Annotated in this window: 21 protein-coding genes and 2 tRNA genes; 6 read left to right on the forward strand and 17 right to left on the reverse strand. The window is 59.1% G+C overall.

The features are described 5' to 3' along the window. Window positions 1–55 precede the first annotated feature (55 nt). The 4 genes from ACSQ87_RS07080 to ACSQ87_RS07095 form a co-directional block, all read right to left on the reverse strand. Window positions 56–1,351 (reverse strand): virulence factor family protein, encoded by a 1,296-nt coding sequence (locus tag ACSQ87_RS07080; RefSeq protein WP_223433008.1) that lies wholly within the window; start codon window positions 1,349–1,351, stop codon window positions 56–58. Next, window positions 1,351–3,993, reverse strand: a complete 2,643-nt coding sequence (mprF, locus tag ACSQ87_RS07085) for a bifunctional lysylphosphatidylglycerol flippase/synthetase MprF (protein WP_223433007.1) — start codon at window positions 3,991–3,993, stop codon at window positions 1,351–1,353. Before mprF ends, ACSQ87_RS07080 begins: the two co-directional genes overlap by 1 nt. Window positions 3,994–4,271: 278 nt before the next feature. Continuing rightward, window positions 4,272–4,348, reverse strand: a tRNA-Met gene (locus tag ACSQ87_RS07090). A 231-nt stretch (window positions 4,349–4,579) separates the two neighbouring features. Then, window positions 4,580–4,656: transfer RNA gene (locus ACSQ87_RS07095), tRNA-Met, on the reverse strand. A gap of 301 nt (window positions 4,657–4,957) precedes the next feature. Between ACSQ87_RS07095 and dinB the strand changes: the two genes are divergently transcribed. Next, window positions 4,958–6,019 carry a DNA polymerase IV gene (gene dinB / locus ACSQ87_RS07100; RefSeq protein WP_056739239.1) on the forward strand — a complete coding sequence of 354 codons (1,062 nt, stop codon included), beginning with the start codon at window positions 4,958–4,960 and terminating at the stop codon, window positions 6,017–6,019. 136 nt (window positions 6,020–6,155) lie between these two features. Here dinB and ACSQ87_RS07105 read toward each other — a convergent pair whose 3' ends face one another. From ACSQ87_RS07105 to ACSQ87_RS07120, 4 genes are all read right to left on the reverse strand, one after another. Further along, window positions 6,156–7,109, reverse strand: coding sequence for a hypothetical protein (locus ACSQ87_RS07105; protein ID WP_223432978.1), 954 nt, complete (start codon window positions 7,107–7,109; stop codon window positions 6,156–6,158). Between the two features lie 17 nt (window positions 7,110–7,126). Beyond that, a complete protein-coding gene (locus tag ACSQ87_RS07110; protein ID WP_223432977.1) occupies window positions 7,127–8,842 on the reverse strand; it encodes a proline--tRNA ligase in 1,716 nt (571 codons plus the stop codon). Between the two features lie 144 nt (window positions 8,843–8,986). Then, a complete protein-coding gene (locus ACSQ87_RS07115) occupies window positions 8,987–10,552 on the reverse strand; it encodes an AmpG family muropeptide MFS transporter (RefSeq protein ID WP_223432976.1) in 1,566 nt (521 codons plus the stop codon). A 44-nt stretch (window positions 10,553–10,596) separates the two neighbouring features. Then, entirely contained in the window at window positions 10,597–10,950 is a 354-nt protein-coding gene (locus ACSQ87_RS07120) for an MGMT family protein (protein WP_008153938.1), read from the reverse strand. Window positions 10,951–11,113: 163 nt separating this feature from the next. Here ACSQ87_RS07120 and ACSQ87_RS07125 point away from each other — a divergent pair, with 163 nt between their 5' ends. Next, window positions 11,114–12,121 carry a DUF481 domain-containing protein gene (locus ACSQ87_RS07125; protein WP_223432975.1) on the forward strand — a complete coding sequence of 336 codons (1,008 nt, stop codon included), beginning with the start codon at window positions 11,114–11,116 and terminating at the stop codon, window positions 12,119–12,121. 109 nt (window positions 12,122–12,230) lie between these two features. Here ACSQ87_RS07125 and ACSQ87_RS07130 read toward each other — a convergent pair whose 3' ends face one another. Further along, window positions 12,231–12,440 (reverse strand): cold-shock protein, encoded by a 210-nt coding sequence (locus ACSQ87_RS07130; protein ID WP_002554837.1) that lies wholly within the window; start codon window positions 12,438–12,440, stop codon window positions 12,231–12,233. A gap of 354 nt (window positions 12,441–12,794) precedes the next feature. Here ACSQ87_RS07130 and dcd point away from each other — a divergent pair, with 354 nt between their 5' ends. Then, entirely contained in the window at window positions 12,795–13,361 is a 567-nt protein-coding gene (gene dcd, locus ACSQ87_RS07135) for a dCTP deaminase (protein ID WP_007904652.1), read from the forward strand. A 105-nt stretch (window positions 13,362–13,466) separates the two neighbouring features. Continuing rightward, complete coding sequence (locus ACSQ87_RS07140; RefSeq protein ID WP_008030060.1) at window positions 13,467–13,676, forward strand: hypothetical protein; 210 nt, start codon at window positions 13,467–13,469, stop codon at window positions 13,674–13,676. A gap of 93 nt (window positions 13,677–13,769) precedes the next feature. Here the strand turns inward: ACSQ87_RS07140 and ACSQ87_RS07145 are convergent, their stop codons facing one another. The 7 genes from ACSQ87_RS07145 to ACSQ87_RS07175 form a co-directional block, all read right to left on the reverse strand. Continuing rightward, window positions 13,770–14,534 carry an ABC transporter ATP-binding protein gene (locus ACSQ87_RS07145; RefSeq protein WP_223432974.1) on the reverse strand — a complete coding sequence of 255 codons (765 nt, stop codon included), beginning with the start codon at window positions 14,532–14,534 and terminating at the stop codon, window positions 13,770–13,772. A gap of 14 nt (window positions 14,535–14,548) precedes the next feature. Continuing rightward, window positions 14,549–15,667: a succinylglutamate desuccinylase/aspartoacylase family protein gene (locus tag ACSQ87_RS07150; protein ID WP_223432973.1), complete on the reverse strand. Its 1,119-nt coding sequence runs from the start codon at window positions 15,665–15,667 to the stop codon at window positions 14,549–14,551. A 24-nt stretch (window positions 15,668–15,691) separates the two neighbouring features. Next, window positions 15,692–16,402: an ABC transporter permease gene (locus ACSQ87_RS07155; RefSeq protein WP_223432972.1), complete on the reverse strand. Its 711-nt coding sequence runs from the start codon at window positions 16,400–16,402 to the stop codon at window positions 15,692–15,694. Next, a complete protein-coding gene (locus ACSQ87_RS07160) occupies window positions 16,399–17,127 on the reverse strand; it encodes an ABC transporter permease (protein WP_150654863.1) in 729 nt (242 codons plus the stop codon). The genes ACSQ87_RS07155 and ACSQ87_RS07160 overlap by 4 nt, the downstream gene beginning before the upstream one ends. A gap of 56 nt (window positions 17,128–17,183) precedes the next feature. Further along, on the reverse strand, window positions 17,184–17,966 hold the full coding sequence (locus tag ACSQ87_RS07165; RefSeq protein WP_223432971.1) for a transporter substrate-binding domain-containing protein: 783 nt from the start codon (window positions 17,964–17,966) through the stop codon (window positions 17,184–17,186). Window positions 17,967–18,171: 205 nt separating this feature from the next. Further along, entirely contained in the window at window positions 18,172–19,860 is a 1,689-nt protein-coding gene (locus tag ACSQ87_RS07170; protein ID WP_223432970.1) for an ATP-dependent DNA ligase, read from the reverse strand. Continuing rightward, entirely contained in the window at window positions 19,857–20,891 is a 1,035-nt protein-coding gene (locus ACSQ87_RS07175) for a ligase-associated DNA damage response exonuclease (protein ID WP_223432969.1), read from the reverse strand. The genes ACSQ87_RS07170 and ACSQ87_RS07175 overlap by 4 nt, the downstream gene beginning before the upstream one ends. Before the next feature lie 207 nt (window positions 20,892–21,098). Between ACSQ87_RS07175 and ACSQ87_RS07180 the strand changes: the two genes are divergently transcribed. Both ACSQ87_RS07180 and ACSQ87_RS07185 read left to right on the forward strand, forming a co-directional pair. Next, window positions 21,099–21,395 (forward strand): transposase, encoded by a 297-nt coding sequence (locus ACSQ87_RS07180; protein ID WP_150701667.1) that lies wholly within the window; start codon window positions 21,099–21,101, stop codon window positions 21,393–21,395. A 44-nt stretch (window positions 21,396–21,439) separates the two neighbouring features. Then, complete coding sequence (locus ACSQ87_RS07185) at window positions 21,440–22,225, forward strand: IS3 family transposase (RefSeq protein WP_317851638.1); 786 nt, start codon at window positions 21,440–21,442, stop codon at window positions 22,223–22,225. A gap of 83 nt (window positions 22,226–22,308) precedes the next feature. Here the strand turns inward: ACSQ87_RS07185 and ACSQ87_RS07190 are convergent, their stop codons facing one another. After that, window positions 22,309–24,759 carry a penicillin acylase family protein gene (locus ACSQ87_RS07190; RefSeq protein ID WP_223432968.1) on the reverse strand — a complete coding sequence of 817 codons (2,451 nt, stop codon included), beginning with the start codon at window positions 24,757–24,759 and terminating at the stop codon, window positions 22,309–22,311. Window positions 24,760–24,764 lie beyond the last annotated feature (5 nt).

Below are 24,764 nucleotides of genomic sequence, written 5' to 3' on the forward strand. Positions count from 1 at the left end.
CAAAAAGCCCCGCAACCTTAAGGCTGCGAGGGCTTTTTGTTGGGCGACGCTCAGATCACTCCTGAGCCGTCTCACCCTTGGCTTGTCGCTTTTCGATGATATCCACCAACCGCTGGGCCAGCGCCGGATAGTTCTCGTCGAAGTGATGGCCGCCAGGCAGTTTCATCGCTTCGCCCACCGCAGTCTTGTCAGTACACCCGCTCTCGTCGACTTCTTCTTCACCGTAGATGCACACCACTTTCTCCGGCGGCAGCTTGGCCATTTCCGGGCCGGTGGCGGCTTCTTTGCCGGCGTTGCCGAGCCAGCCTTCGACTTCGATTTCGAAGCTGCCGGTGCGGGCGAAGGCCAGCAGGATGATCGCGTCGACCCGTTGCTGTTCCGATGGCTCCAGGCGGTTGTAGATCGCCGGCAGGACGTCGGCGCCGAACGAGTAACCGGTCAGGATGAAGCGCTTGGTGCCCCATTTCTGCCGGTAGTGCTGCATCAGCTCGGCGAGGTCCAAGGCGCTTTGCTCCGGGCTCTTGTGCTGCCAGTAGTAGCGCAGGGTGTCGATGCCGACCACCGGGTAGCCGATCTTTGCCATCTCGCCCGCGACGTCGCGGTCCAGGTCGCGCCAGCCGCCGTCACCGGAGAGGAACAGGGTCACGGTGTCCTTGGCTTGGCCGGCGGGCACTTCGACCACCGGGATCTGCAAGCCGCCAGCGGCTTTATCGCCGCCAACGAGAATCTTGCGCAGTTCGTTGTTCAGCACTTGCGGCAGGTTGATGTCGTAGTCGCTGATGCTGGTTTCGGCATTGGGTTGGTCGCGTACGAAACCGGCGCTGGTGTCGTCCGGGTTATCGTTCCAGGCCACCAGCCAGTGGCCGTGAGCGGCGCTTTTCGGTAGCAGGTGCGTGCAGCCTGGTTTTTCCAGGGCCAGGTCCACCGAGATGGCTTGAGCCTTGTCGTCCTTCTGCTCGGACAACCAGCGCCACGCCAGCACGGCGCCAGGGCCGATGCCGCTGACCAGGGTCGCCGGGCCTTTGAGTTCTCTCAGGGCCGATTGCAGGGCGCGACTTTGCAGCAGGCAGTCTTTGGGCAGGATCACCTGAACAATCTGCGCCGAGCCGCTGCGGCTCAGGGTCATCAACTGTTTGTTGCTGAGCTTCTGGTCTTCATTGACCGCCACCAGCACCTGGGCGCGTGGCGTGTTGCCGGGGATGACACGGGTCATCGCGGCGCCATCGGCCGGCGTCAGCTGTTCGAGGGTCGGTTCGGGCGCCGGGCGTTTCAGGTACCAGTAACCGCCACCGAGAATCAGGGCCAGCACTACCAGTGTGGCCAGTACGTACCGCAAGGAGCGTTGAATCATCAGCGTTTCACCAATCCGGTCAAGCCGCCTGCAATCAGGGCGGCAGTGTCGGCCAGGGCAACCAGCGGATCGAGTCCGGCGGGCACGGCCATATAACGGGGTTCCCAGTCAGGCTGGAATTTGTCTTTGAAGCGGCGCAAGCCTTGAAAGTTGTAGAGCTGCTCACCACGGCGGAAAACCATCGAGCCCAGACGCTGGGTCAGTGGTGCGCCACGACGGGGCTGCAACCCCGACAACGGCACCATGCCCAGGCTGAAACGCGCGTATCCATGATTTTTATAATGTTGAATCAGGCCGACCATCATGAACTCCATGGTCAGCTTGGGGGCGTCTGGGTGCGCGCGCATCAGGTCGAGACTGGCCAGATCGTGGCCATAAGTTTCGAGCAGGTTGGCGAACGCTACCGGGTGACCTTCAAATCGGATCACCGCAATGCGGAAGTGCTTGAGGTAGTCATCGCTGAAGCGGCCGAGGGAGAAACCTTTCTCGCGCACGTTCTTGCCGGTCAGCCAGGCATCGGAAATCACCTTGAGTTCATCCATCGGCGCTTGTCCGGGATCAAAGATCTCCAGCGACAGGCCATCGCGAGTGCCACGGTTCCAGGTGTAGCGCAGGTCTTTCATCTCTTTGCCTTTGGCCTCGAGATCAAAGCGAAGCAGATCGACCCGGGCTTCTTCGCCGAGTTTGATCGCGGTCAGGCCGATGTCCATGTAGTACGGCAGGTTCTCGGCGCGCACTTGATAGAACACAGGACGGGCGTGGTGGATGTCGCAGAGGTCGCGGAACTGCCAGATCATTTCCGCCCGTTGCTGGGTCGGGCCGATCGGGTCATACAAGGCCACCAGACTGCGACCACGACGTGCGTACATCAGGAACGCCTCGTCATTGGGGTGAAACAGCAGCGCCTTGTCTCCGGTCAGGGCAAGGCCGCCATCCGGTTGCGCGGAGGCCATCAAGATCTTTACCGCGCGGTCCAGCTCATCGGGCGTTGGCAGATGGATCACCGGGCGTGCGGTGCGCAGCAGCCAGGTCAGGGACACCACTACCAGCAACACCGCAGCGCCGAGCAGCGAGCGCAAGCCACGCGGGGCATCGGCGTCGAGGGTGAACTGCCACCAGAGCTGATGGCTGTATGGGACGTCCTGATAGGCGAACAGCAACAGCCAGATCGACGCACCGAGTACGCACAGGCTCGCCACCAGATACAGCGGCGAGAACGGCACCTCGGTCAGGCGGCTGGGGCGATAGAACGAGCTGCGAAAAACTCCCAGCAGGCTCGCGGTCAGCGTCAGCAAGCAGGCTTCTTCCCAGTCGAAGCCCTTGAGCAGAGAGAGCAGGGCGGCGACCAGCAACAAGATGGTGGTCAGCATCCAGGCGGCCGACAGTCGGCGGCGCAGCCCCTGGGCCAGCAGCAAGCAAAGCACACCGATCAGGCTGGCACCGAAGTGCGAGGCATCGACCAGTCGATGCGGGATCAGAAAACCGATGTGTTCCAGGCGTGTGTCGATTTCCGGGGTGGCGCCGGAGAACAGCAACACCACGCCGGACAGAAATACCAGCACCGCCAGGATCGGCGCGGCCAGGCCGGACGCCACTCTTAAGGACTGACGCGATTGAAACAGGCGCTGACCTTCGTTGATCAGCAGGAATACGCAGGCTACCAGCAACGGCAGCACCACGTAGATCAGGCGATAGAGCAGCAGCGCGGCAGCGAGTGGTGCAGCGCCGAGTGTGTCGGAGAAGGCGGCCAGCAGAATCGCTTCGAACACCCCGACCCCGCCGGGAACATGGCTGAGCACACCTGCAGCCAGGGCCAACAGGTACACCAGCAGGAACGCGCCGAAAGGCGGTGCTTCCGGCAGCAGCAGATAAAGCACGGTTGCCGCGGCGGCGACGTCCAGGGCAGTAATGATCAGTTGCAGAAACGTCAGGCGACGACCCGGCAGGCGCAAGGTGCGGCGTCCGACCTTGACCAGCAGGTTGTCAGGATAAGGCTGTTCTGGCAGACGGCGGCGGTAAATGCCAATGGCCAGTACGCTGAAGAGCAGCAAAACGGCCGCGGCGATTGCACCCAGCAACGTTTCGGACAAACCCAGGGCGGCAGAGGCGCCAGGCAGGTTGCTGAGGGTCGCGAGGGCGGCCAGTGGGGGCAGGGCGCAGCCTAGCGAGAGGCTGGCGAACAGCGTCATGTGGGCGACTTCAGAGGCGCCCAGGCCATGACGTGCATATAAACGGTAACGAACCGAGCCCCCCGAGAGCATCGAAAGGCCGATGGCATTGCCGATGGCGAATGCGGTGAACCCGCCCAAGGCCAGGATTCGCGGAGCGAGTGTCACGCCCGCGTAGCGGCTGGCCGACCATTCGTAGCCCAGCAGAATAATGAAACCGACCACGGTCGCGCCCAGCGCACCGAGCAATGCCGGTTTCGGAACGTCGAGAATCGAGTCGTGCAGAGCGTACAGATCGAGTTCGCTCAGCAGGTGGCGACAGGCAATCAGCGCGATAGCGAACAACAGCAAAGTGACTGCCAGACCGATGGGCTGGCGGTATTTGCTGATTCGATCAAGCAAGCGCAGACGCTCGGCCTTGATCGGTTGTGTCGCTGTGACGGGGTCTTGTGGATCAGACGAGTTGGCGCGCATCAATCACCTCTTGGATTGTGCGCGACAGGATGGGGGTATCCAGCCAAGTTACCAATCCCTGTAGAAAAAAATAATCACAAATATTAACGCCTCTCACCGGGTATCGGCGATGGTACGTCATCAGTCGTAGAGGGTTCTGTCTGTGGCTCAGCATAGTCTGGGCTCAGAGCATGGGTGAACCTGAACGGCTCGCTACACAGTGGCAGATCATTGTTGCGAAAGGACTTTTTCAACAGATACAAAAAAGGCCACTCTTTCGAGTAGCCTTTTTTGATGTTTGGTTGCGGGAGCCGGATTTGAACCGACGACCTTCGGGTTATGAGCCCGACGAGCTACCAGACTGCTCCATCCCGCGTCTGTGTGGCGGCATTCTATAGAGATACGCCGGGGTGTCAACCGTTAATCCTGAATAGGGTCAAATAAGCGTAAATGAGTGGCGGACGGTCGTGAGGGAGACTTAAGTTTCGGAATCGGAACGATTTCTCATTTCTGCGCCGTCAGACGTTCCACGTCGTTTCCATGCTCATTTTTACAAAAGCGGCGCGCACAAAAAAGGCCACTCTTTCGAGTAGCCTTTTTTGATGTTTGGTTGCGGGAGCCGGATTTGAACCGACGACCTTCGGGTTATGAGCCCGACGAGCTACCAGACTGCTCCATCCCGCGTCTGTGTGTCGGCATTCTACAGAGGATCGGCGGGCTGTCAACCTTCAATCCAGAGAAAACCTCTTCCTGTTCAATCGCTTAGCTTGAAAATAGGGCTGGGTGATTGGCTGTAAGGCCGGTATGGCAAGGCTTTCAGCTCTATCGGGTGAAGCTTTTCGATTGAAAAAATAAATTCATCTGGCACTTTTCCTACGGGTGGAAAAGAACATTCTGAGTACTGGTGCTATATACAGGTGTCAGTGAGATACTGCCGATCTGACCCGCCAATACGCCATTTCTTCACCATGAACACTGCATTTATATGACGCAGCGAAAAATCATCCACGTCGATTGTGACTGCTTCTACGCCGCCATCGAGATGCGTGACGACCCGCGCCTGGCCGGTAAGCCCCTGGCAGTGGGCGGATCGGCGGATCGACGTGGCGTGATCGCCACCTGCAATTATGAGGCGCGGGCTTATGGGGTGCGCTCGGCCATGTCTTCCGGGCATGCCTTGAAGCTGTGCCCGGACCTGACCATCGTCAAGCCACGCATGGAGGCCTATAGAGAGGCCTCCAAGGAAATTCACACGATCTTTCGCGATTACACCGACTTGATCGAGCCGCTTTCGTTGGATGAGGCCTACCTCGACGTGTCCGACAGCGCGCATTTCGGTGGCAGCGCCACGCGGATTGCCCAAGACATTCGCCGTCGCGTTTCTAATCAGTTGCACATCACTGTTTCGGCGGGCGTTGCGCCGAACAAGTTTCTGGCCAAGATCGCCAGCGACTGGAAGAAGCCCAACGGCTTGTTCGTCATTACGCCGGATCAGGTCGAGGATTTTGTCAGTGGTTTGCCGGTGAGCAAGCTGCATGGCGTTGGCAAGGTGACCGCAGACAAATTAGGCAGGCTCGGCATCGTCGATTGTTCGCATCTGCGTGAATGGGACAAGTTGGCGCTTGTGCGCGAATTCGGCAGCTTCGGCGAGCGACTCTGGAGCCTGGCCCGTGGGATTGACGATCGATTAGTGCACAACGACAGTCGTCGGCAGTCGATCAGTGTCGAAAACACCTACGACGTGGATCTGCCGGACCTGGTGAGCTGCCTCGATAAATTACCTGAGTTGCTGGAAACACTGGCCGGCCGCATGGCGCGAATCGACAGCAGCTATCGACCGGGCAAACCATTCGTCAAAGTGAAATTCCATGACTTCACCCAGACTACGCTGGAGCAGGCCGGGGCAGGGCGGGATTTGGGGAGCTATCAGTTGTTGCTGACCCAGGCGTTCAATCGCGGCGGGAAACCGGTGCGGTTGTTGGGGATTGGGGTGCGGCTGGAGGATTTGCGGGGCGGGTTTGAGCAGATGGAGTTGTTCGAGCGGTAGTGGCAGATCTTGATGTTGAAGTGAATGTCAGGTCGCCTTCGCGAGCAAGCCCGCTCCCACATTGGTTTTGTGAACACCATAAATCTAATGTGGGAGCGGGCTTGCTCCGGGCGGCGTTCCGACGAAGCTTTTGACTTTAATTCGGTCCCGGATCCGCGACCAGTCGCCCGGCATCCTTGGTCAATGACTTGAGGAATTCGGTCTGTAGCTCAGGATCGTTGCGCGTCAGTTCGATCAGGCTTTGTTCCAGCTCGGTGGCTTCCTCTTCCAGACCCAGTTCCGACAAGCGTTTGACCCGGTGTACCCACTGGCTCACTTCGTCGTCTTCGAGGTCGTCGTAAATCAGTCCGTGAGCTTCGAGCAGCTTGCTACGCAAGGAGCTACTGACCGCCAGGGACGAATTGGTGTGCACATCGTCCTGGGCATCCTGGACACTGATCAGCAGCCGGCTCAAATGATTGATGTCATGTTCGGCGAACGGACTGTCCAGCAGGTTCACGCGCAATACACCGTTTTTGTCGGTGCTCAGCTCGAACGTTTCCTTGCCGGCCTTGACCTCAACCGGACGCTCGCTCCATGGCAGGCTCGAGTATTCGGTGCGCTTGTCGAGCTGGACCTCGTCGATTCCCGCCAGGTTCTGTTGCGCGCGACCATGAGACTGCACGTTCATGAACGGGTTGAGCCCGGCGAAACCGTAGCTCAACCAGTCTTTCGTCACGCTGTCCGGCAGGTTGCCGAGGGCGAACACGTTGACCACGTTCGCACCGACACCGGCCACCACGGCCACCGCACCCAGCGGGATCTCGTAAGCCTCCCGCCAGGGTTGGTAAGGCGTGTAGCGGTCGTAGTGGCGTGTGACTTCGAATTCGGTGACTTCGAACGTCTTCTGCTCGTGGATCTTCACCCGACGTTGCGGCAGCTCAAGCACCTTCGGCTCGCCGACATCAATCTGCAGGCTGTGATCGAGCAATTTACGCTCGACACGTTCCTCGTGCTCGCTGCGTTGTGACATGTGATTGGCACAGCCGCTGACCAGCAGGGTGCCGCACAGGGCGGCACCACCGAGGCCTAAGGTGTTTCGCTTGAACATGACTTCTCTATCTGGTGTCAGCGGCGGATACGGGACTGAAGGAAGGACAGCACGTCTGCGACCGGCAGCGCTTGCGCTTCGGGCTCGGTGCGGCTCTTGTATTCCAGATTGCCTTCGGCGAGGCCGCGGTCACTGACCACGATCCGGTGAGGAATGCCGATCAGCTCCATGTCCGCGAACTTGATGCCCGGGCTGGTTTTCTTGTCGCGGTCGTCCAGCAGTACTTCGAAGCCGGCGGCAGTCAATTCTGCATACAGCTTGTCGGTGGCTTCGCGAACCTGTTCGGTTTCGTAGCGCAGCGGTACCAGAGCGATCTGGAACGGGGCCAGCGTGTCACTCCAGATGATCCCGTTGGCGTCGTTGTTCTGCTCGATGGCCGCAGCCACCACGCGGGAAACGCCGATGCCGTAGCAACCCATTTCCAGGGTGACTGGCTTGCCATTCTCGCCCAGCACTTCGCACTTCATCGCTTTGCTGTACTTGTTGCCCAGCTGGAAGATGTGCCCGACTTCGATGCCGCGCTTGATTTCCAGGGTGCCCTTGCCATCCGGGCTCGGGTCGCCGGCGACCACGTTACGCAGGTCGGCAACGGTAGGAACCGGCAGATCACGCTCCCAGTTCACGCCGAAATAGTGTTTGTCATCGATGTTGGCACCGATGCCGAAGTCGCTCATCAGCTCGACGGAACGGTCGATGATGATTGGCAGCGGCAGGTTCAACGGGCCGAGGGAGCCAGCGCCGGCGCCAATGGCGTCGCGCAGTTCGGCTTCGGATGCCATGACCAGCGGGCTGGCAACGCCAGGCTGGTTGCCGGCCTTGATTTCGTTCAGCTCGTGGTCGCCACGGATGATCAGGGCAATCAGCTTGCCTTTCTCTTCAGCGTGAACCACCAGGGTCTTGATGGTCTTTTCAATCGGCAGATTGAATTTTTCCACCAGCGCGGCGATGGTCTTGGTGTCAGGCGTATCGACCAGACGCAGCTCTTCGGCGGGTGCTGGGCGGGAAGTTTCCCGTGGCACTGCTTCGGCTTTCTCGATGTTCGCGGCGTAGTCGGAACCGTTGCTGAAGGCGATATCGTCTTCGCCGGATTCGGCTAGTACGTGGAATTCGTGGGAGCCAGCACCACCGATCGAGCCGTTGTCGGCTTCAACCGGGCGGAATTTCAGGCCCAGACGGGTGAACACGTTGCAATACGCCTGATGCATGCGGTCATAGGTGACCTGCAACGATGGCTGGTCAGCGTGGAAAGAGTAGGCATCCTTCATGATGAATTCGCGACCGCGCATCAAACCGAAGCGTGGACGGATTTCGTCACGGAATTTGGTCTGGATCTGGTACAGGTTGATCGGCAGCTGTTTGTAGCTGCTCAATTCGTTGCGCATCAGGTCAGTGATGACTTCTTCGTGGGTCGGGCCTGCGCAGAAATCGCGACCGTGGCGATCCTTGAAGCGCAACAATTCAGGGCCGTATTCTTCCCAGCGACCGGATTCCTGCCACAGCTCAGCCGGTTGGGTGCTCGGCATCAACACTTCGAGAGAGCCCGCGGCGTTCATTTCTTCACGAACGACGGCTTCGACCTTGCGCATCACTCGCAAGCCCATCGGCAGCCAGGTGTACAGGCCCGAGGCGAGTTTGCGGATCATGCCGGCGCGCAGCATCAGCTGATGGCTGATCACGACCGCGTCGGAAGGCGTTTCTTTCTGTGTGGCGAGCAAAAATTGACTGGTGCGCATGGTTGGCCGTTGTCGGTTGCTGATGACGAGAAATGACGGAGCATTGTACGGGCGAGATCTGCTGGCGTACAGGCGTGCGGTCGGCGGGGTGTGACGGGAGGGCGGGAATTCCCGCGCCCTCTGCGCTGCTTCCTGCTAAAGAACCTACGATTCTTCCGCGACCTGGGTCGGAACCGGTTCTGGTGCCGGCGTTGGCGTCGGGCCTTCGCGGCGGCTCTCCTGGAACCAGTGCAGCGCGATCAACAGCAGCGTCGGAACGCCCAACAGGGCAGTGATCAGGAAGAAGTTGTGATAACCGAATTTCTCCACCATGACCCCCGAGTAGCCGCCGATCAGGCGTGGCAGCAAGAGCATGATCGAGCTGAGCAGGGCGTACTGGGTCGCGGAGAACTTCAAGTTGGTCAGGCTTGACAGGTAGGCGACAAACGCCGAGGTCGCGAGGCCCGAACTGAAGTTATCCAGGGAAATGGTGAGGATCAGCATGTTCAGGTTGGCGCCCATGTCGGCGAGCATCAGGAACAGCAGGTTGGTGCCGGCTGATGCAATGCCGCCGATGAGCAGAATCGGCAAGATGCCGAAGCGCACAATCAGCAGGCCGCCCATGCCGGCGCCGACCAGGGTCATGATCAGGCCAAAGATCTTGCTGACGCTGGCAATCTGATCCTTGGTGAAGCCTTGGTCGATGTAGAACACGTTGGCCATCACGCCCATGACCGTATCGGACATCCGATAGGTGGCGATCAGGCCGAGCAGCAGGAACGCTTGCCAGCGGTAGCGCAGAATGAAGTCGTTGATCGGCGTCAGTACCGGCGCCAGGCCACGGCGACCAATGGCTGACAGGCACAGAGCGGTGAGCGTGGTGTAGAGAATCGCCCGCAGGAACGCGCGGTCTTCGAGCAGCAGGTCGAGAAGGCTCACACCTTCGAACAGCACGCTGGCGAAATCGGTGTTGTACAGCTGAGTAAACATGGCTGGCACGGAAACCAGCAGCACGATCAGCACAAACACCGATGCCAGTTGATGCACAAAGCTGTAGCGCCCGGCCTGAAGCTGCGTGCGCAGCGGCACCGGCGGTTCGCGCATGAAAAAGGAGGTCAGCAGCGCCGGAACCATCAAGGCACCGAACAGGATGTAGGTGCCGGCCCATGCCGAATGCTTATAGTTGAAACCGGTGGAGCCGAAGCCTTCAGCGAAGAACAGGGCGCCGGCGGTGGCCAGCAGTGCGGCGATCCGATAACCGGACATGTAACTGGCGGCGAGCGCGGCCTGGCGGGTGTCGTCGGCGATTTCCAGGCGATAGGCGTCGACTGCGATGTCTTGCGTCGCCGAAGCGAAGGCGACAACCACAGCAATAGCGATCAGCCAGGACAAATGCTTTTGCGGGTCGCAGAAACCCATCCCGATCAGGCCGAGAATGACCAGTGCCTGGGAAAGCACCAGCCAGGAACGTCGGCGACCGAGCTTGCCGAGAAAAGGCAGGCGCCATTGGTCGAGCAGCGGTGACCAGACCCATTTAAAGGCGTAGGCCAGGCCGATCAGGCTTGCATAGCCAATGGTTTCGCGAGCCACGCCGGCTTCGCGCAGCCAGACCGAAAGTGTCGAAAACACCAGCATGTAGGGCAGGCCGGCGGCGAAACCAAGCAGCAACAGTACAAGCGTCGAGGGGCTGGCATAGGCGGCGAGCGCGGCGCGCCAGGTTTTACGGGGCATGGGCTGGAGTCTGCCTCAAGAAATACGGAAACAAAGCGCGCACTCTAACCGCTGTGCTCTACCGGGCGCCAGCCATGGCGCTGAATATCAACACGATTGTTCAGGATACTGATGCCCTCCATGCGCAAACGCGCGCGTTGTTCATCCCCCGAAGGGCTGCCTGCAGGCAGGCTGATACGCCCGCCGGCGCCGAGCACGCGGTGCCAGGGTAATTTGCTGTCGCCCGGCAGTTGGCTCAGCGTCCGTCCGACGAAGCGGGCGGCGCGACCCAGTCCGGCCAGCTCGGCGAGCTGACCGTAACTCACGACTTTTCCCTCCGGGACTTGCGCCAGAGTCAGGTACAGCGCCGTGCGTCGGATTTGCGCCGGACTATCGGTTTCAGTGGTGGAGTCGGTCACGTCGGCAGTTCCTGAAAGAGTTCGCCTTACCGTCTGTAGAGTAAATCCTGGATCGCCAATTGAGAAATGAACTCAATAGAAATAGTCGGGTCAGTCCTTGTTAGGGCCTTATTCGTATGGATAATGCCGACTTTTTTTCGCAAAATTGAGCCTGTATTTGCTTATGTTGTCCAGAACCCTGCTGTGCCTTGCTGTCGTCAGTGCCTCCACGCCCTTGCTCGCCGATACCGTCTGGTTGAAGAACGGTGACAAGCTGAGCGGCAAGATCACCGTTTTCGATGGCGGCAAACTGTTGATCCAGACCGAATACGCCGGTGCCGTCCCGATCGACTGGAAGCAGGTCAAAACCCTGGAAAGCGATCAGCAGTTGTTGGTCAAACAGGATGCCTACACCGGTGAAAAGGCCAAGGCGCTGCATGCGGCAGAAGACGGCAAGGTCACCCTGGCCAACGGCGAGACGCCCAAGACTGTGGAGCTGGCGAGTATTCAGCAGATTCTCAAGCCAAAGCCTGTCGTCGAGGATTTGGTTTGGAAGGGTAATGTCGATGCAGCGCTGGATTATCAGCGGGCCGAGAAAGACACCGATGATTACGATATCGACTTCAAGACCACTGCGCGTCACGGCAGATGGCGACACACCGCAGAAGGTGAGTACAACCGCGAATTTCAGGATGACGTGGTCACTACCGACAACTGGCGGGGCGAATACTCGCTCGACCGCTTCCTGACCGAAAAATGGTTCTGGCAAGGGCGCGCGGTCTATAAGCGCGACAAGGTCGAAGAGCTGTCCCGCCAGCGCACCGTCGGTACCGGTCCGGGTTACCAGTTCTGGGATAACGAGCTGGGTGCATTCTCGCTGGGCTCGCTGGTCAACCGCACGGACTATGAGTTCGCTGACGGTGGTAAAGAAAACTTCTATTCCCTGGCGATGAAGTGGGATTACAACCGCTACCTGATCGGCAAGAAGGTGGAGTTCTTCACCAATGGCGAAGTGGGCAAGCCGTTGTCGGGCGTGGCCGATTACGCACTCGATGCCGAAATGGGCTTGCGCTACAAGGTGACCGAATGGGCGTCGCTTAACCTGAAGGCCGAGAGAGACATCATCAGCGGCACCGACGATGCTGATCTGGACAAGACCCGGTACACCGCCGGGTTTGGCGTGGCTTGGTAAGACGCAAAAAATCGCAGCCATGGGCTGCGATTTTTTTTGCCTGCAAAACAGACAGGCACAAAAAAGCCCCGCTTTTGAGGGCGGGGCTTTTTACTAAAGCAAGTACAAGTTAGATAACTTGAACTTCTTCAGCTTGCATGCCTTTCTGACCGCGGGTAGCGATGAAAGAAACCTGTTGGCCTTCTTTCAGGCTTTTGAAGCCGTCGGATTGGATAGCTTTGAAGTGAACGAACAGGTCGTCACCGGATTGTGGAGTGATGAAGCCGAAGCCTTTTTCATCGTTGAACCACTTAACGGTACCAGTTTGGCGATTAGACATGGTGTAACTCCTTGAACAAAGATAACTGCGACGCAGGAAGAACCCTGGCCGAGACTGAGTGCAAAGAGCAGGAAAAATTCTTGTAGATGGTTGGATCGAAATTCAACATATCGTGTAGAGATTCTCAGTGACACAAGCAGCACAGTGGCGCCACCTTAACCCTTTTTCCGGAACGTGCCAATGCTTGCGACGAAGGTTTCTCTGTTTTCATGACTGACGGTCCGCCGGTTTTCTCGCAAGGCCCGGAAATTACGGGGGATCGGCAAGATTTGTGCCTCGGACTTTGAACCCGAAGCGCGCGCCCGGTAAGATGCCGGACAGATTTTTTCCACCTCGCTATTCAGGACACCCGCCATGAGCATCAAATCGGACAAGTGGATTCGCCGCATGGCGCAAGAGCACGGCATGATCGAGCCCTTCGTAGAGCGCCAGGTGCGTGGCAGCGACGATAGCCGTGTGATCTCCTACGGCGTGTCAAGCTACGGCTACGATGTGCGTTGCACAAATCATTTCAAGGTGTTCACCAACATCAATTCGGCTATCGTCGACCCGAAAAACTTCGATGCCGGCAGCTTCGTCGACATCCACAGCGACGTGTGCATCATTCCGCCGAACTCCTTCGCCCTGGCCAGCACCGTCGAATATTTCCGCATTCCGCGTAATGTATTGACCATTTGCCTGGGTAAAAGCACCTATGCGCGCTGCGGTATCATCGTCAACGTCACGCCGCTTGAGCCTGAGTGGGAGGGTCATGTGACCCTGGAGTTCTCCAACACCACCAATCTGCCGGCGAAAATCTACGCGAACGAAGGCGTGGCACAGATGCTGTTCCTTGAATCCGACGAAGAGTGCGAAGTGTCCTACAAGGACCGTGGCGGCAAGTATCAGGGTCAGCGCGGCGTTACCCTGCCACGCACCTGATCCGTTCGTCAGGCAAGTCGTGGGAATTCTTGAGCGGGTGGACACTCTATTGGGTGTACTGCCCGGTTCGCGCAACGCGGACGGGCCATCGCTCAGGAGTGCCCTATGAAGATCGATCCGCGAATAAGTGCCGAACTGGCAAGGCTTGAGCCCAATCAGGTTGGCGTTTTGGCCTGGTCCTTGTTGGCACATCCACCTATCAGCATGGCAGGGGGCATTCCCGGTCAGCCTGATCCCGATACCCCCAACGAACAACCTTCCGAGCCCGGTGAGCCCACCTTGCCGGACGAGCCGCCTCCAGCGCCCGTTGTTTGATCGCCGCCTGCGAAAAACGAATGGCCAGTCAGCTGATGTCTTCAAAGACTTCAGCTGACTGGCCATATTTCGTTGTAGAGGTGGGAAGTGAGGCTATTTCAGGTTGCCGCTCAGGAACTGCTTCAACCGCTCACTTTTCGGATTGCCCAGTACGTCGTCCGGCGCACCTTCTTCCTCCACCAAGCCTTGGTGCAGAAACAACACCTGACTCGACACCTTGCGCGCGAAGCTCATTTCGTGGGTCACCATGATCATGGTTCGGCCTTCCTCGGCCAGACCCTGAATCACGCGCAGTACTTCGCCCACCAGTTCGGGGTCGAGGGCCGAGGTCGGTTCGTCGAACAGCATGACTTCCGGTTCCATCGCGAGTGCCCGGGCGATCGCCACGCGTTGCTGTTGACCTCCGGAAAGAAACGCCGGGTATTGATCCGCCACGCGCGAGGCCAGGCCAACCTTGTCGAGATAGCGCCGGGCACGGTCTTCGGCTTCCTGCTTGCTGCACCCCAGCACCCGACGCGGGGCCATGGTGATGTTTTCCAGCACCGTCATGTGGCTCCACAGGTTGAAGTGCTGGAACACCATGGCCAGGCGGGTGCGGATCCGTTGCAGTTCATCGGCGTCGGCCACGTGTATGCCGTGGCGATCCTTGATCATGCGGATGTTCTGGCCGTCCAGGCTCATGGTGCCGTCGTTGGGCTGTTCGAGAAAGTTGATGCAACGCAGGAAGGTACTTTTGCCCGAGCCGCTGGCGCCGATCAGGCTGATGACGTCGCCGGTGTTGGCCTTGAGCGAAACGCCTTTGAGTACTTCATGTTCGCCATAGCTTTTATGCAGGCCTTCAATGGTCAGTTTGTACATGGGGGCATGCATCCTCAAGGCGAAAGTAGGTAGCCGCTGCGATAGGCTTCGGTGCCCGCGACGTGGGCGATCACCATGCCGGCAGTGGCCATGCGCCGTAGCGAACGGGCGTACATCAACCCGGCGACGGTGCAATGAACGGGGGTGACGCGGTCAAAGATCGGGTCGATGATTTCAGCGATCAGTTGCCCGGCTTCGAGGTATTCCCCTGGTAGCGCGGTGAATACCAGCAGCCCACCGACCGGTGTTGCCACCGGTTCAACGCCGGCCAGCGGCGTGGCCGGGTAGGGCAGTTCGGGCAGCGACGCAGGTTCGCCGGCAATGGCGCCGAAGTGAATCAGGTAATCGATCAGCGCCTGGCAATCGAGGCTCGCCAAGGGGTGATTGACGTCGCCCTGACCGCGCAATTCGACGGTGACCGAGAAACTGCCCAGCGGAATGTCGAAGTGTTCGCCGAAGCGCTCCTTCAATTGCCACCAGAGCAGAGTGAAGCATTCATCGAACGACTGACCGCCGGAGTCGGTAGCCAGCAGGCTGGCTTCGGCACCGATGTACCGCGCCAGTGGCTCGACCTGCGGCCAGGCCTCGGGCGTGGTGTAAAGGTGGGCGACCGCTTCGAAATCGCAATGCAGGTCCAGCACCATGTCGGCATCGCAGGCCAGCCGTTGCAGAGCCAGGCGCTGGGATTGCAGTTGCGTGCTGGCCGTCTGTTGGGCGAGGGCATTGCGCAGGCTGCTGCGAATCAGTTCGAGGTTGTGCTGCGGATCGTCGCCGAGCAGACCTTCGATCTCGTTGCCGACGGCTTCGCTCAGATCGACGAACCAGCGGTTGAAGTTCTGCCCGCTTTCGAGGTCGTAACGGCCCAGCGGTACATCCATCAGCACTTGTTCGAGGCCGACCGGGTTGGCCACCGGCACCAGCACGATTTCACTGCGCAGACGGCCGGCGGCTTCGAGTTCCGCCAGACGTTGCTTGAGGTGCCAGGCAACCAGCATGCCCGGCATTTCGTCGGCATGCAGGGATGACTGGATGTAAATCTTGCCTTTGGCCGATGAGGGGCCGAAGTGAAAGCTGTGAATCTGTCGAGCGGTCCCCGGCAGCGGGGCCAGCAGGTCATGAATCTGGTGGCGCATGTCTCTTTATTCCTAAAGCGGGTCCTAGTGGGTTGGCCCGAGGAAGGCCAGCCATCGGCGTTCGGCGAGGCGGAACACGCCGACCAGCGCAAAGGTAACGGTCAGGTAGATCAGCGCGGCGATGCCGAACGACTGGAAGGTCAGGAAGGTCGCCGAGTTGGCGTCCCGCGCGACTTTCAAGATGTCCGGGATGGTCGCGGTGAAGGCCACGGTGGTCGAGTGCAGCATCAGAATCACTTCGTTGCTGTAATAAGGCAACGAACGACGCAGGGCTGAAGGCATGATCACGTAGGCATAAAGCTTCCAGCCTGTCAGACCGTATGCCTTGGCCGCTTCGACTTCACCATGCGCCATGCTGCGAATCGCCCCGGCGAAAATCTCCGTGGTGTAGGCGCAGGTGTTCAGGGCGAAGGCCAGGATCGTGCAGTTCATCGCATCGCGAAAGAACGCATCGAGCACGGGCTGGGCGCGCACGGCGGCCAGACTGTAAATCCCGGTGTAGCAGATCAGCAGCTGAATATAGAGAGGCGTACCGCGGAACAGATAGGTGAAGAACTGAACCGGCCAGCGGATGTAGAAATGCGGCGAAACCCGGGCGATGGACAGCGGGATCGACACCACGAAACCGATGAAGATCGACGCGCTGAGCAGCCACATGGTCATGGCCAGGCCGGTGATGTTGTAGCCGTCGGTGTAAAGGAACGGTTTCCAGTATTCCTGCAAGAGCTCGATCATCGTACGGCCTCCCGGGAACCGGCGGCGTAGCGGCGTTCGAGCCAGCGCAGGACGAAGTTGGAGGCGCTGGTGATCAGCAGGTAAATCAACGCTGCAAGTACCAGGAAGTAGAACAGCTGATAGGTGCTTTTGCCGGCATCTTGTGCTGCCTTGACCAGGTCGGCGAGGCCGATGATCGAGACCAGCGCGGTGGCCTTGAGCATCACCATCCAGTTGTTACCGATACCCGGCAGGGCAAAACGCATCATCTGTGGGAACACTACGATCCAGAAGCGCTGGCCGCGTTTGAGGCCATACGCGGTCGCCGCTTCGACCTGGCCCCGTGGGACCGCGAGAATCGCGCCACGGAAGGTTTCGGTGAAGTACGCGCCATAAATGAAGCCCAGGGTGATGACCCCGGCGCTGAACGGGTTGATCTCGATGTATTCCCATTCCATCAAATCGGTAAACGACGTCAGCCAGGTCTGCAGGCTGTAGAAGATCAACAGCATCAGCACCAGGTCCGGCACACCGCGAATCAGCGTGGTGTAGAGCTGGGCCGGTACGCGCACCAGTTTGACTTTTGACAGCTTGGCACTGGCGCCGAGCAAGCCGAGCAACACGGCCACCAACAGCGACAACACCGACAATTTGATGGTCATCCAGGTGCCTTCCATCAGCAACGGACCGAAGCCCTGGAGGCTGAAGGCTGAGAGCCCCAGGTTTTGTAGTAGGTTTTCGAACATAAATCAGCAACCTGATCGGATGAAAAAAGCGCCCATCGCAAGATGGGCGCCGGGCATTATTTGCCGCTGTACAGATTCAGATCGCCAAAGTGTTTCTTCTGAATGGTGGCGTAGGTGCCATCGTCGTGTAACGCTTTGATACCTTTATCCAAAAGTGCCTTGAGGTCTTTGTTACCTTTCGAGATACCGACAGCCGTTTTAGCTGGCAGCAATTCGCTGTCCACCGGCTTGCTGATTTCGTAACCGGCACCTTGTGGCGACTTCAAAAAGCCCAGTTCGGCCTGCAGCATGTCCTGGATGCCGGCGTCGAGACGACCGGAAGTCAGGTCGGAATACACTTGGTCCTGGTTCTGATAGGCCTGGGTTTTCACGCCCGCCTTGTCCAGAACGGCTTTGGCATAGGCTTCCTGGATGGTGCCTTGTTCGTAGCCGACAGTTTTGCCCTTGAGCGAAGCGACGTCTGCGGTGACGCCAGAACCTTTCTTGGACACGTATGCGGTTGGGCCGGAGAACAGCTCGCTGGAGAAGTCGATGACTTTTTCGCGGGCCGGGGTGACGGTCATCGAAGAGATCACACCGTCGAATTTATTGGCCTTCAGGCCCGGAATCATGCCGTCGAAATCGCTTTCGACCCATTTGCACTTGACCTTCAGCTCGGCGCAGATCGCGTTACCCAGATCGATGTCGAAACCTACCAGGCTACCGTCAGCCGCTTTCGACTCAAACGGAGCGTAGGAAGGATCAACGCCAAAACGCAATTCCTTGTATTCCTTGGCCAGCGCGGAACCGGCTGCCATGCACAACGCCAGTGCAGAAAGGGTCAGCAATGCTTTTTTCATTATTCAATCCCTAAAAACCAATATGAGCGCTTGTGGCGCAGAATTATTGTTACTGGAAAGCGTAAGACCCTATGAAAGTAGCAATTTCCGAACCAGAGTCCCGAACAAGTGTTTTAAAAGGTGATTCAAGAAATGGCAAGGAGGGATTTGTGCACGAAAACGGGCGCCGGAAAATAGCTGCACCGATAGGGGGCGTATCTGATCGTCAGCAGAGTAAGTCTTGCAACGTTCCCAGATTGTCAGCTTCTTCGACCGACTTATCCTGCCGCCAGCGCAGCATCCTCGGAAACCGCACCGCAATCCCGCTCTTGTGTCGCCTGGACAGGGCGATGCCTTCAAATCCCAGTTCAAACACCAGGCTCGGCGTCACACTGCTCACCGGCCCGAATGTCTCTACGGTGGTCTTGCGCACGATGCTGTCGACCTGGCGCATTTCTTCGTCTGTCAGCCCTGAATAGGCCTTGGCAAATGGCACCAGTGCGCGTTCGCTCGCGTCAGGCGGCCCGTCCCACACGGCGAAGGTGTAATCGCTGTAGAGACTGGCGCGGCGACCATGGCCGCGTTGCGCATAAATCAGTACCGCGTCGACGCTGAACGGGTCGACTTTCCATTTCCACCAGACGCCCATGTCCTTGGTCCGCCCGACGCCATACAACGCATCCCGGGCCTTGAGCATCATGCCTTCGACACCGAGCTTGCGGGAGGCTTGCCGCTGTCGGGCGAGGTCAAACCAGTCTGCGCCGGTGAGTACCGGTGAAGTGAACAACACCGGGTTGTAACAGCGGCTGACGACGTGCTCCAGTTGAGTGCGACGCTTGGCCTGAGGCTGGTTGCGCCAGTCTTCACCTTGCCATTCCAGCAGGTCGTAGGCGAGGACCACCACCGGCACTTCTTCGAGGATCTTTTTGTCCAGGGTTTTACGGCCGATCCGCTGTTGCAGCAAAGCGAAAGGCTTTACCGCGGGTGAGGCCGGGGAATGAGGGTTGAAGGCGTCTTCGGTGGTGGGTTGTTCGGTTTTCCAGGCGACGATTTCACCGTCGATCACCGTACCGTCGGGCAAGCAGTGAACCAGACTGTCGAGTTCGGGGAAGCGCTCGGTGACCAGTTCTTCACCTCGCGACCAGATCCACAGTCGCCCGTCGCGTTTGACCACCTGGGCGCGGATGCCATCCCACTTCCATTCCACTTGCCAATCGCTGGCCGGGCCGAGCAGGGCTTCGAAACGCTCGACCGGTTGCGACAATGCATGGGCCAGGAAAAACGGGTAGGGCTGACCGCCCCGTTGGGTATGTTCGTCAGACGATTCGGCGGCGATCAACTTCAAGTAACCGGGCGCGCTCGGGCGGTTGGACAGGTCGGTGTAACCCACCAGTCGCTGGGCGACGCGTTTGCTGTCGAGCCCGGCCATGGCCGCCAAGGCGCGGGTGACCAGCAACTTGGAGACGCCAACACGGAAACTGCCGGTGATCAGTTTGATGCACAGCATCAGGCTCTGGCGGTCCAGTTGCGACCACAGGGCAGGCAGTCGCTCGGCGAGGACTTGCGGGGTTTCACCGCGCAGCGGCAGCAGTTTGTCTTCAATCCAGACCGCCAATCCATCGTTGGAGCTGTGAAGCGCTTCGGGCAGCACCAGCGAAATGGTTTCCGCCAGATCGCCGACCGCCTGATAACTCTCTTCGAACAGCCACGGCGCGAGGCCGGAGATCTCCACCGCCAACTCTCGCAGGATGCGCACCGGCACCAGTTGCCGAGGCCGCCCGCCGGACAAAAAGTAAACAGCCCATGCGGCATCTTCCGGCGCGGCCTCGGCGAAGTAGTGTTGCATCGCCGCCAGTTTGGCGTTGCTCGACGTCGTGGCATCGAGTTCGGCGTACAACTCGGCGAACGCCTTCATGCCAGCACCTCGGCGCTCTCAGGGGCGACGGCTGCGTTTTCTTCCTCATCGTCGCCGTATTCAGTGCTGAAACTCATGGCATCGAGACCCTGTTCGCGCAGATGGCGCACCAGTACCCCGACCGAACCGTGGGTCACCACCACACGCTCAGCGCCGGTCTGTTCGATGGCCCAGAGCAGGCCGGGCCAGTCAGCGTGGTCAGACAGCACGAAACCACGATCCACGCCACGTCGCCGCCGCGTGCCACGCAAACGCATCCAGCCGCTGGCGAAGCCGTCGCTGTAATCACCGAAGCGATGCATCCAAGTGCTGCCGCCAGCCGAAGGCGGGGCCAGGACCAAGGCCTTGCGCATCATGGGGTCGTTCTTTTTTACCGCGCCGGCATAGATCGTTGGCGGTAAACAAATACCACCTTTGCGATAAACCTGATTGAGCGGCTCCACGGCGCCGTGCACCAGAATGGGGCCGAGGCTGGCATCGATGCCGTGGAGAATTCGCTGCGCCTTGCCGAAGGCGTAGCAGAACAACACGCTGGTTTTGTCGGCGGCGGCGTTGGCTTGCCACCACTGATTGATCTCGGCAAAGACGTGCGCCTGGGGTTGCCAGCGATAAATCGGCAGACCAAAGGTCGATTCAGTGATGAAGGTATCGCAGCGTACGGGTTCGAACGGCGCGCAGGTGCCGTCGGGCTCGATCTTGTAGTCGCCCGAGGCGACCCAGACTTCGCCGCCATATTCCAGACGCACCTGTGCCGAGCCGAGGACATGCCCGGCAGGGTGAAAACTCAAGGTGACGCCATGGTGGGTCAGGGGTTGACCGTAGGGCAGGGTTTGCAGGTTGATGTCCTGGCCCAATCGCGCACGCAAAATCCCTTCAGCGGGAGCGGCCGCCAGATAATGCCGGTTGCCGGTGCGGGCATGGTCGCCGTGAGCATGGGTGATGACTGAACGTTCGACCGGCCGCCACGGGTCGATGTAGAAATCTCCGGCCGGGCAGTACAAACCTTCAGGACGCGCGATAACAAGATCCATGTTGTTACCAAAGTGGAGGGACTTGTTAGCTATGAGGTTTGCGTGAGGCTAGAAGTTCTATTAATTTTCAGGGATCAAAAACAAAAGATCGCAGCCTCGTTTCACTCGACAGCTCCTACAGGGGATCGCGTAGACCTGTAGGAGCTGTCGTGTAGTGGTCGAATATTTTTGGACCATGATGTAGGAGCGTCGACTTTAGGAATCATCATGGGATATCGGGTTGTTACATCTGAGGAAAAAGCGGAGGCGATCCGTTTGGTTGTGGAGATGGATTACTCCATACCTAAAGCCTGTGAAGCTACCGGTGTTGGCCCTACAGCCTTGCGCCGCTGGGTTTTGCGTTGGCGGCGAGAGCAGGAAGGGATGGTGCAACCTCCTCGACTGCAGGATCAGGAACTGATCGAGTCGCTTCAGGCGAAATTGGCGCTACTCGAAGCTGAGAACCAAGTGCTAAAAAAGCAATTGCCCTCTCATCTAAAGGTTCTGTTTGGTCGAACCAAGTGATTGATGGCGTTAGAGGCGCGATGTCGATTAGGCGTATGTGCTCCGTGTTCGGTCTGGCCCGCAGCAGCTATTACGTGAAGCGCAAACCCGAGCTGCTGCTACCTGCGCAGCGATGGCTGGGGCGCAAACTCCGCGCGTTGCATAGGGAGCATCGCGAAGCATTAGGTACTCGCGGGCTATCCAAAGAATTAAGAAAAGAAGGCATTTTCATTGGCCGCTATCGAATGCGCACCTTGATCAAGACCTTCGGTTTGCACCGGCGTAGGCCTCGTTACGCCCATTATCGCCGTGCGACGAAGCCGGCAGTCGCTGCACCGAACATACTTGATCGTCGTTTCAATCCGGCCCGGCCTGACACGCTTTGGGCAGGCGATATCACTTACATCAGAGTGGGGAACGGCTGGTTGTATCTGGCCGTGGTGATGGACCTGTTTTCACGCAGGATCGTGGGGTGGGCTTGCTCGCGAACCGCTGATACTGAGCTGTCTATGAAGGCACTTAAGCTGGCAGTGGCGTTACGCCGTCCGATGCCTGAGTTGCTATTTCACTCAGACCAGGGCTGCCAATATACCGCTGATCGATTTGTTGCATGTCTGGCAGAAAACCGGATCGTTCAGAGCATGAGTCGTCGAGGAAACTGCTGGGATAACGCGGTGGTCGAGCGCTATTTCAGGACGTTGAAGCACGATTGGATGCCAGAAAACGGCTACCAAAATCATTTCGAAGCGGAGAAGGATGTGATGGGCTTCATCTCACATTACAACCATCGCCGTTGCCATTCCGCTTCGAACCACCTGCCGCCTGCGCTGTTTGAGCAGCAAGCGGCTTAATGCTCCTACAGAGCGGTTCAAAAAAACTGAACCACTACACCGAGTGAAACGAGGCTGCGATCTTTTGATCTTGTCTTTTTGACTTACTTGCCAGGTGTCAGCGTCAACCGCGTCTTCCCATACACCTTGTCAAAGTTCTGCGGCTGCATCGGCAGACTCATGTATTGCCCCTTCAGCCACGGATCAATGCTGTCGAGGTAGTTCGGACTCGCTGGATTACCGGATTGCCCCGTACCGTTCTGCCCCATCAGCGGTTCGGCCTGGCCGAAGTCGACGATAAAGCGCATGGCCGGCGCCAGGGTGGTGTTGAAATCCTGACCCCAGGCGAATGCAGCTGTATTCAGCGTGGTGTGGTCGCCGCCGGCTGCAAGCGGACCGCGCACCGTCTGGCCACTGGCGTTTTTCCATTCGTAGCGGTGCAGTTTGCCCCACTGCCAGGCTTTGTGATCGCCGCCCAACTGGCTGTCGCCCGCGCTGATCGCGGCTGCCAGGCTGCGAGCGAGGATCGCCGGTTTATCTTCTTTCTGCGGTGTGCGAGCGTCATCCCAGAACGGACTGTCCTCACGCCCCAACAGGTGATCAGCCTGGGCCGCGTAGGACAACTTGCCGTTGGCGATAAAGGCTTTCCACGTAGGGCTGCTTTCCGGACCCAGTTCGTCGAGGAAGATTTGCTGGGTGCTTTGCTGGAGGAACAGCTCGTAAATCGCTGCATCAGCGGAGGTCGGGCTGAGTTTGCCGTCGAAGGCCATCAGGTGGGTATACGCCTCACGAGCCTTGCCGCGATCCGCCTCAGGCAACGCTTCAATGGCCTGCTTGAGTGGCTTGGCCATGCCCGGCGCTTCAAACATTTTCTTCAGCTTGGCAGCGAAAGTGGTGGTCTGGTCGTATTGCATGGCGATCAGACTGCGTGTGTCGTGTTTGCCCACGCCCGCCAGTTCGGCCAGGCGTTCGCCACGCTCCGGCGCCGACCAGGAGTTGGACAACTGCATGCCGTAGCCATGGGGAATGACTCGCTGGTTGGCGGTGCCGAGCCAACCTTGGGCCGGATCCTGGTCATAGGGATGGAGCATCGGGTCGGCGTAACCGTCCCAATCGTAACGACCTTCCCAGCCCGGCGACGGCAGCAAGCCTTCGCCTTCGCGACGGTTCGGGAAGCGGCCGGTGACTTGCCAACCAATGTTGCTGGCGTCGGCAAATACCAGGTTCAGCGCGATGGCGCGGATTTCACGGCTGGCGTCCGAGGCTTTCTCGACGGTCTGGGCGCGAGACAAGTCGAAAAATGCATCCAGGGTCTTGTCATCGGTGAAGTTCGGCGTCTGCAAGGCCAGGCCGAAACCGTTGGCCAGCGTCGTGCCTTGGGCACTGTTGAGCAGCGGGCCATGGCGGGTTTCGTACACCACTTCGCGAATCGGCCGCTGGCCTTTGACGAAGTAGGTTTCGTTTCGCACGATCGCCGGCTGCCATTTGCCGCCCACCTCGTAGGAAAGACCGTTGCCCTGGCGTTTGATTTTTTCCAGGAACAAATCCTGGTTGTCGCCCATGACGGTGGTCATGCTCCACGCCACTTTGCCGTTGAAACCGCCGAGCACCATCGGCAAACCGGCAATGGTTACGCCAGAGGCCTGGTACTTCGGCGCGCGGATCTGCACGTAACTGAACAACGACGGCACGCCCAGTGGTCCATGGCTGTCGCTGGCCAGCAGGCTTTTGCCGCTGCGGCTGCGTTGCGGGCCGATCGCCCAGTTGTTCGACGAGGTGGCGCCCAGCAGGTTCAGATCGGACAGTTGGCTCGTGGCTTTGCTGATCTCGGCCAGCCCCGGGATTTGCCCGTTGAGCTTGATGCCCTGAAGTTTTTCAGCTTCGGCCAGCGGCAGCTTTTCATCGGGGGCAGACGGCGTCAGCCACGGGAGTTTGTCGGTGCTGACGGTTTGAGCCAGCATCAACGAGGCGATTTCTTCCGGCAGGTTGGCCGACTGGCTGAAGTTCAGCAGGCAGAAAATCAGCGCCGAATCTTCCGGCTTCCAGTATTCAGGTTTGTAGCCGGTGGCCGCGAGGTCCGCCGGCAGCTTGTCGCGATAGCGGAACAGGTAGGCGTTGACGCCGCGGGCATAGACTTCGAAGAAGCGTTTGAGGCGCGGCGAAGACGCCTTGTACAGCTCGCCGGCGCTTTTCTTCAGGTTGACGGCGCGCATGTAGCGGTCAGCGTCGAGCAGGTCCGAACCGGACATCTCCGACAAACGGCCCTGAGCCAACAGGCGCAGGGTGACCATCTGCGTGATGCGGTCGGTGGCGTGGACGTAACCCAGGGTGAACAGCGCGTCGTGGAAGGTGTTGCTTTCGATCAACGGCATGCCCATGGCATTGCGGCGTACCGAAACGTTCTGCGCCAGGCCCTTGAGCGGCTGCACACCGGTGGTCGGCGGGAGGGTGTCCTGGGTGTTCCAGGTCTGACAACCGGTCAGGCTCAAAACACCGGCCACTGCAGCGGCAACGCCGAACCGGGGAAGAAAATGTGTAAGGGCTGGCGAGGCCATGGCAA

Source organism: Pseudomonas sp. LjRoot277, assembly GCF_964253845.1.
In the GTDB taxonomy this organism is placed as follows: Bacteria; Pseudomonadota; Gammaproteobacteria; order Pseudomonadales; family Pseudomonadaceae; genus Aquipseudomonas.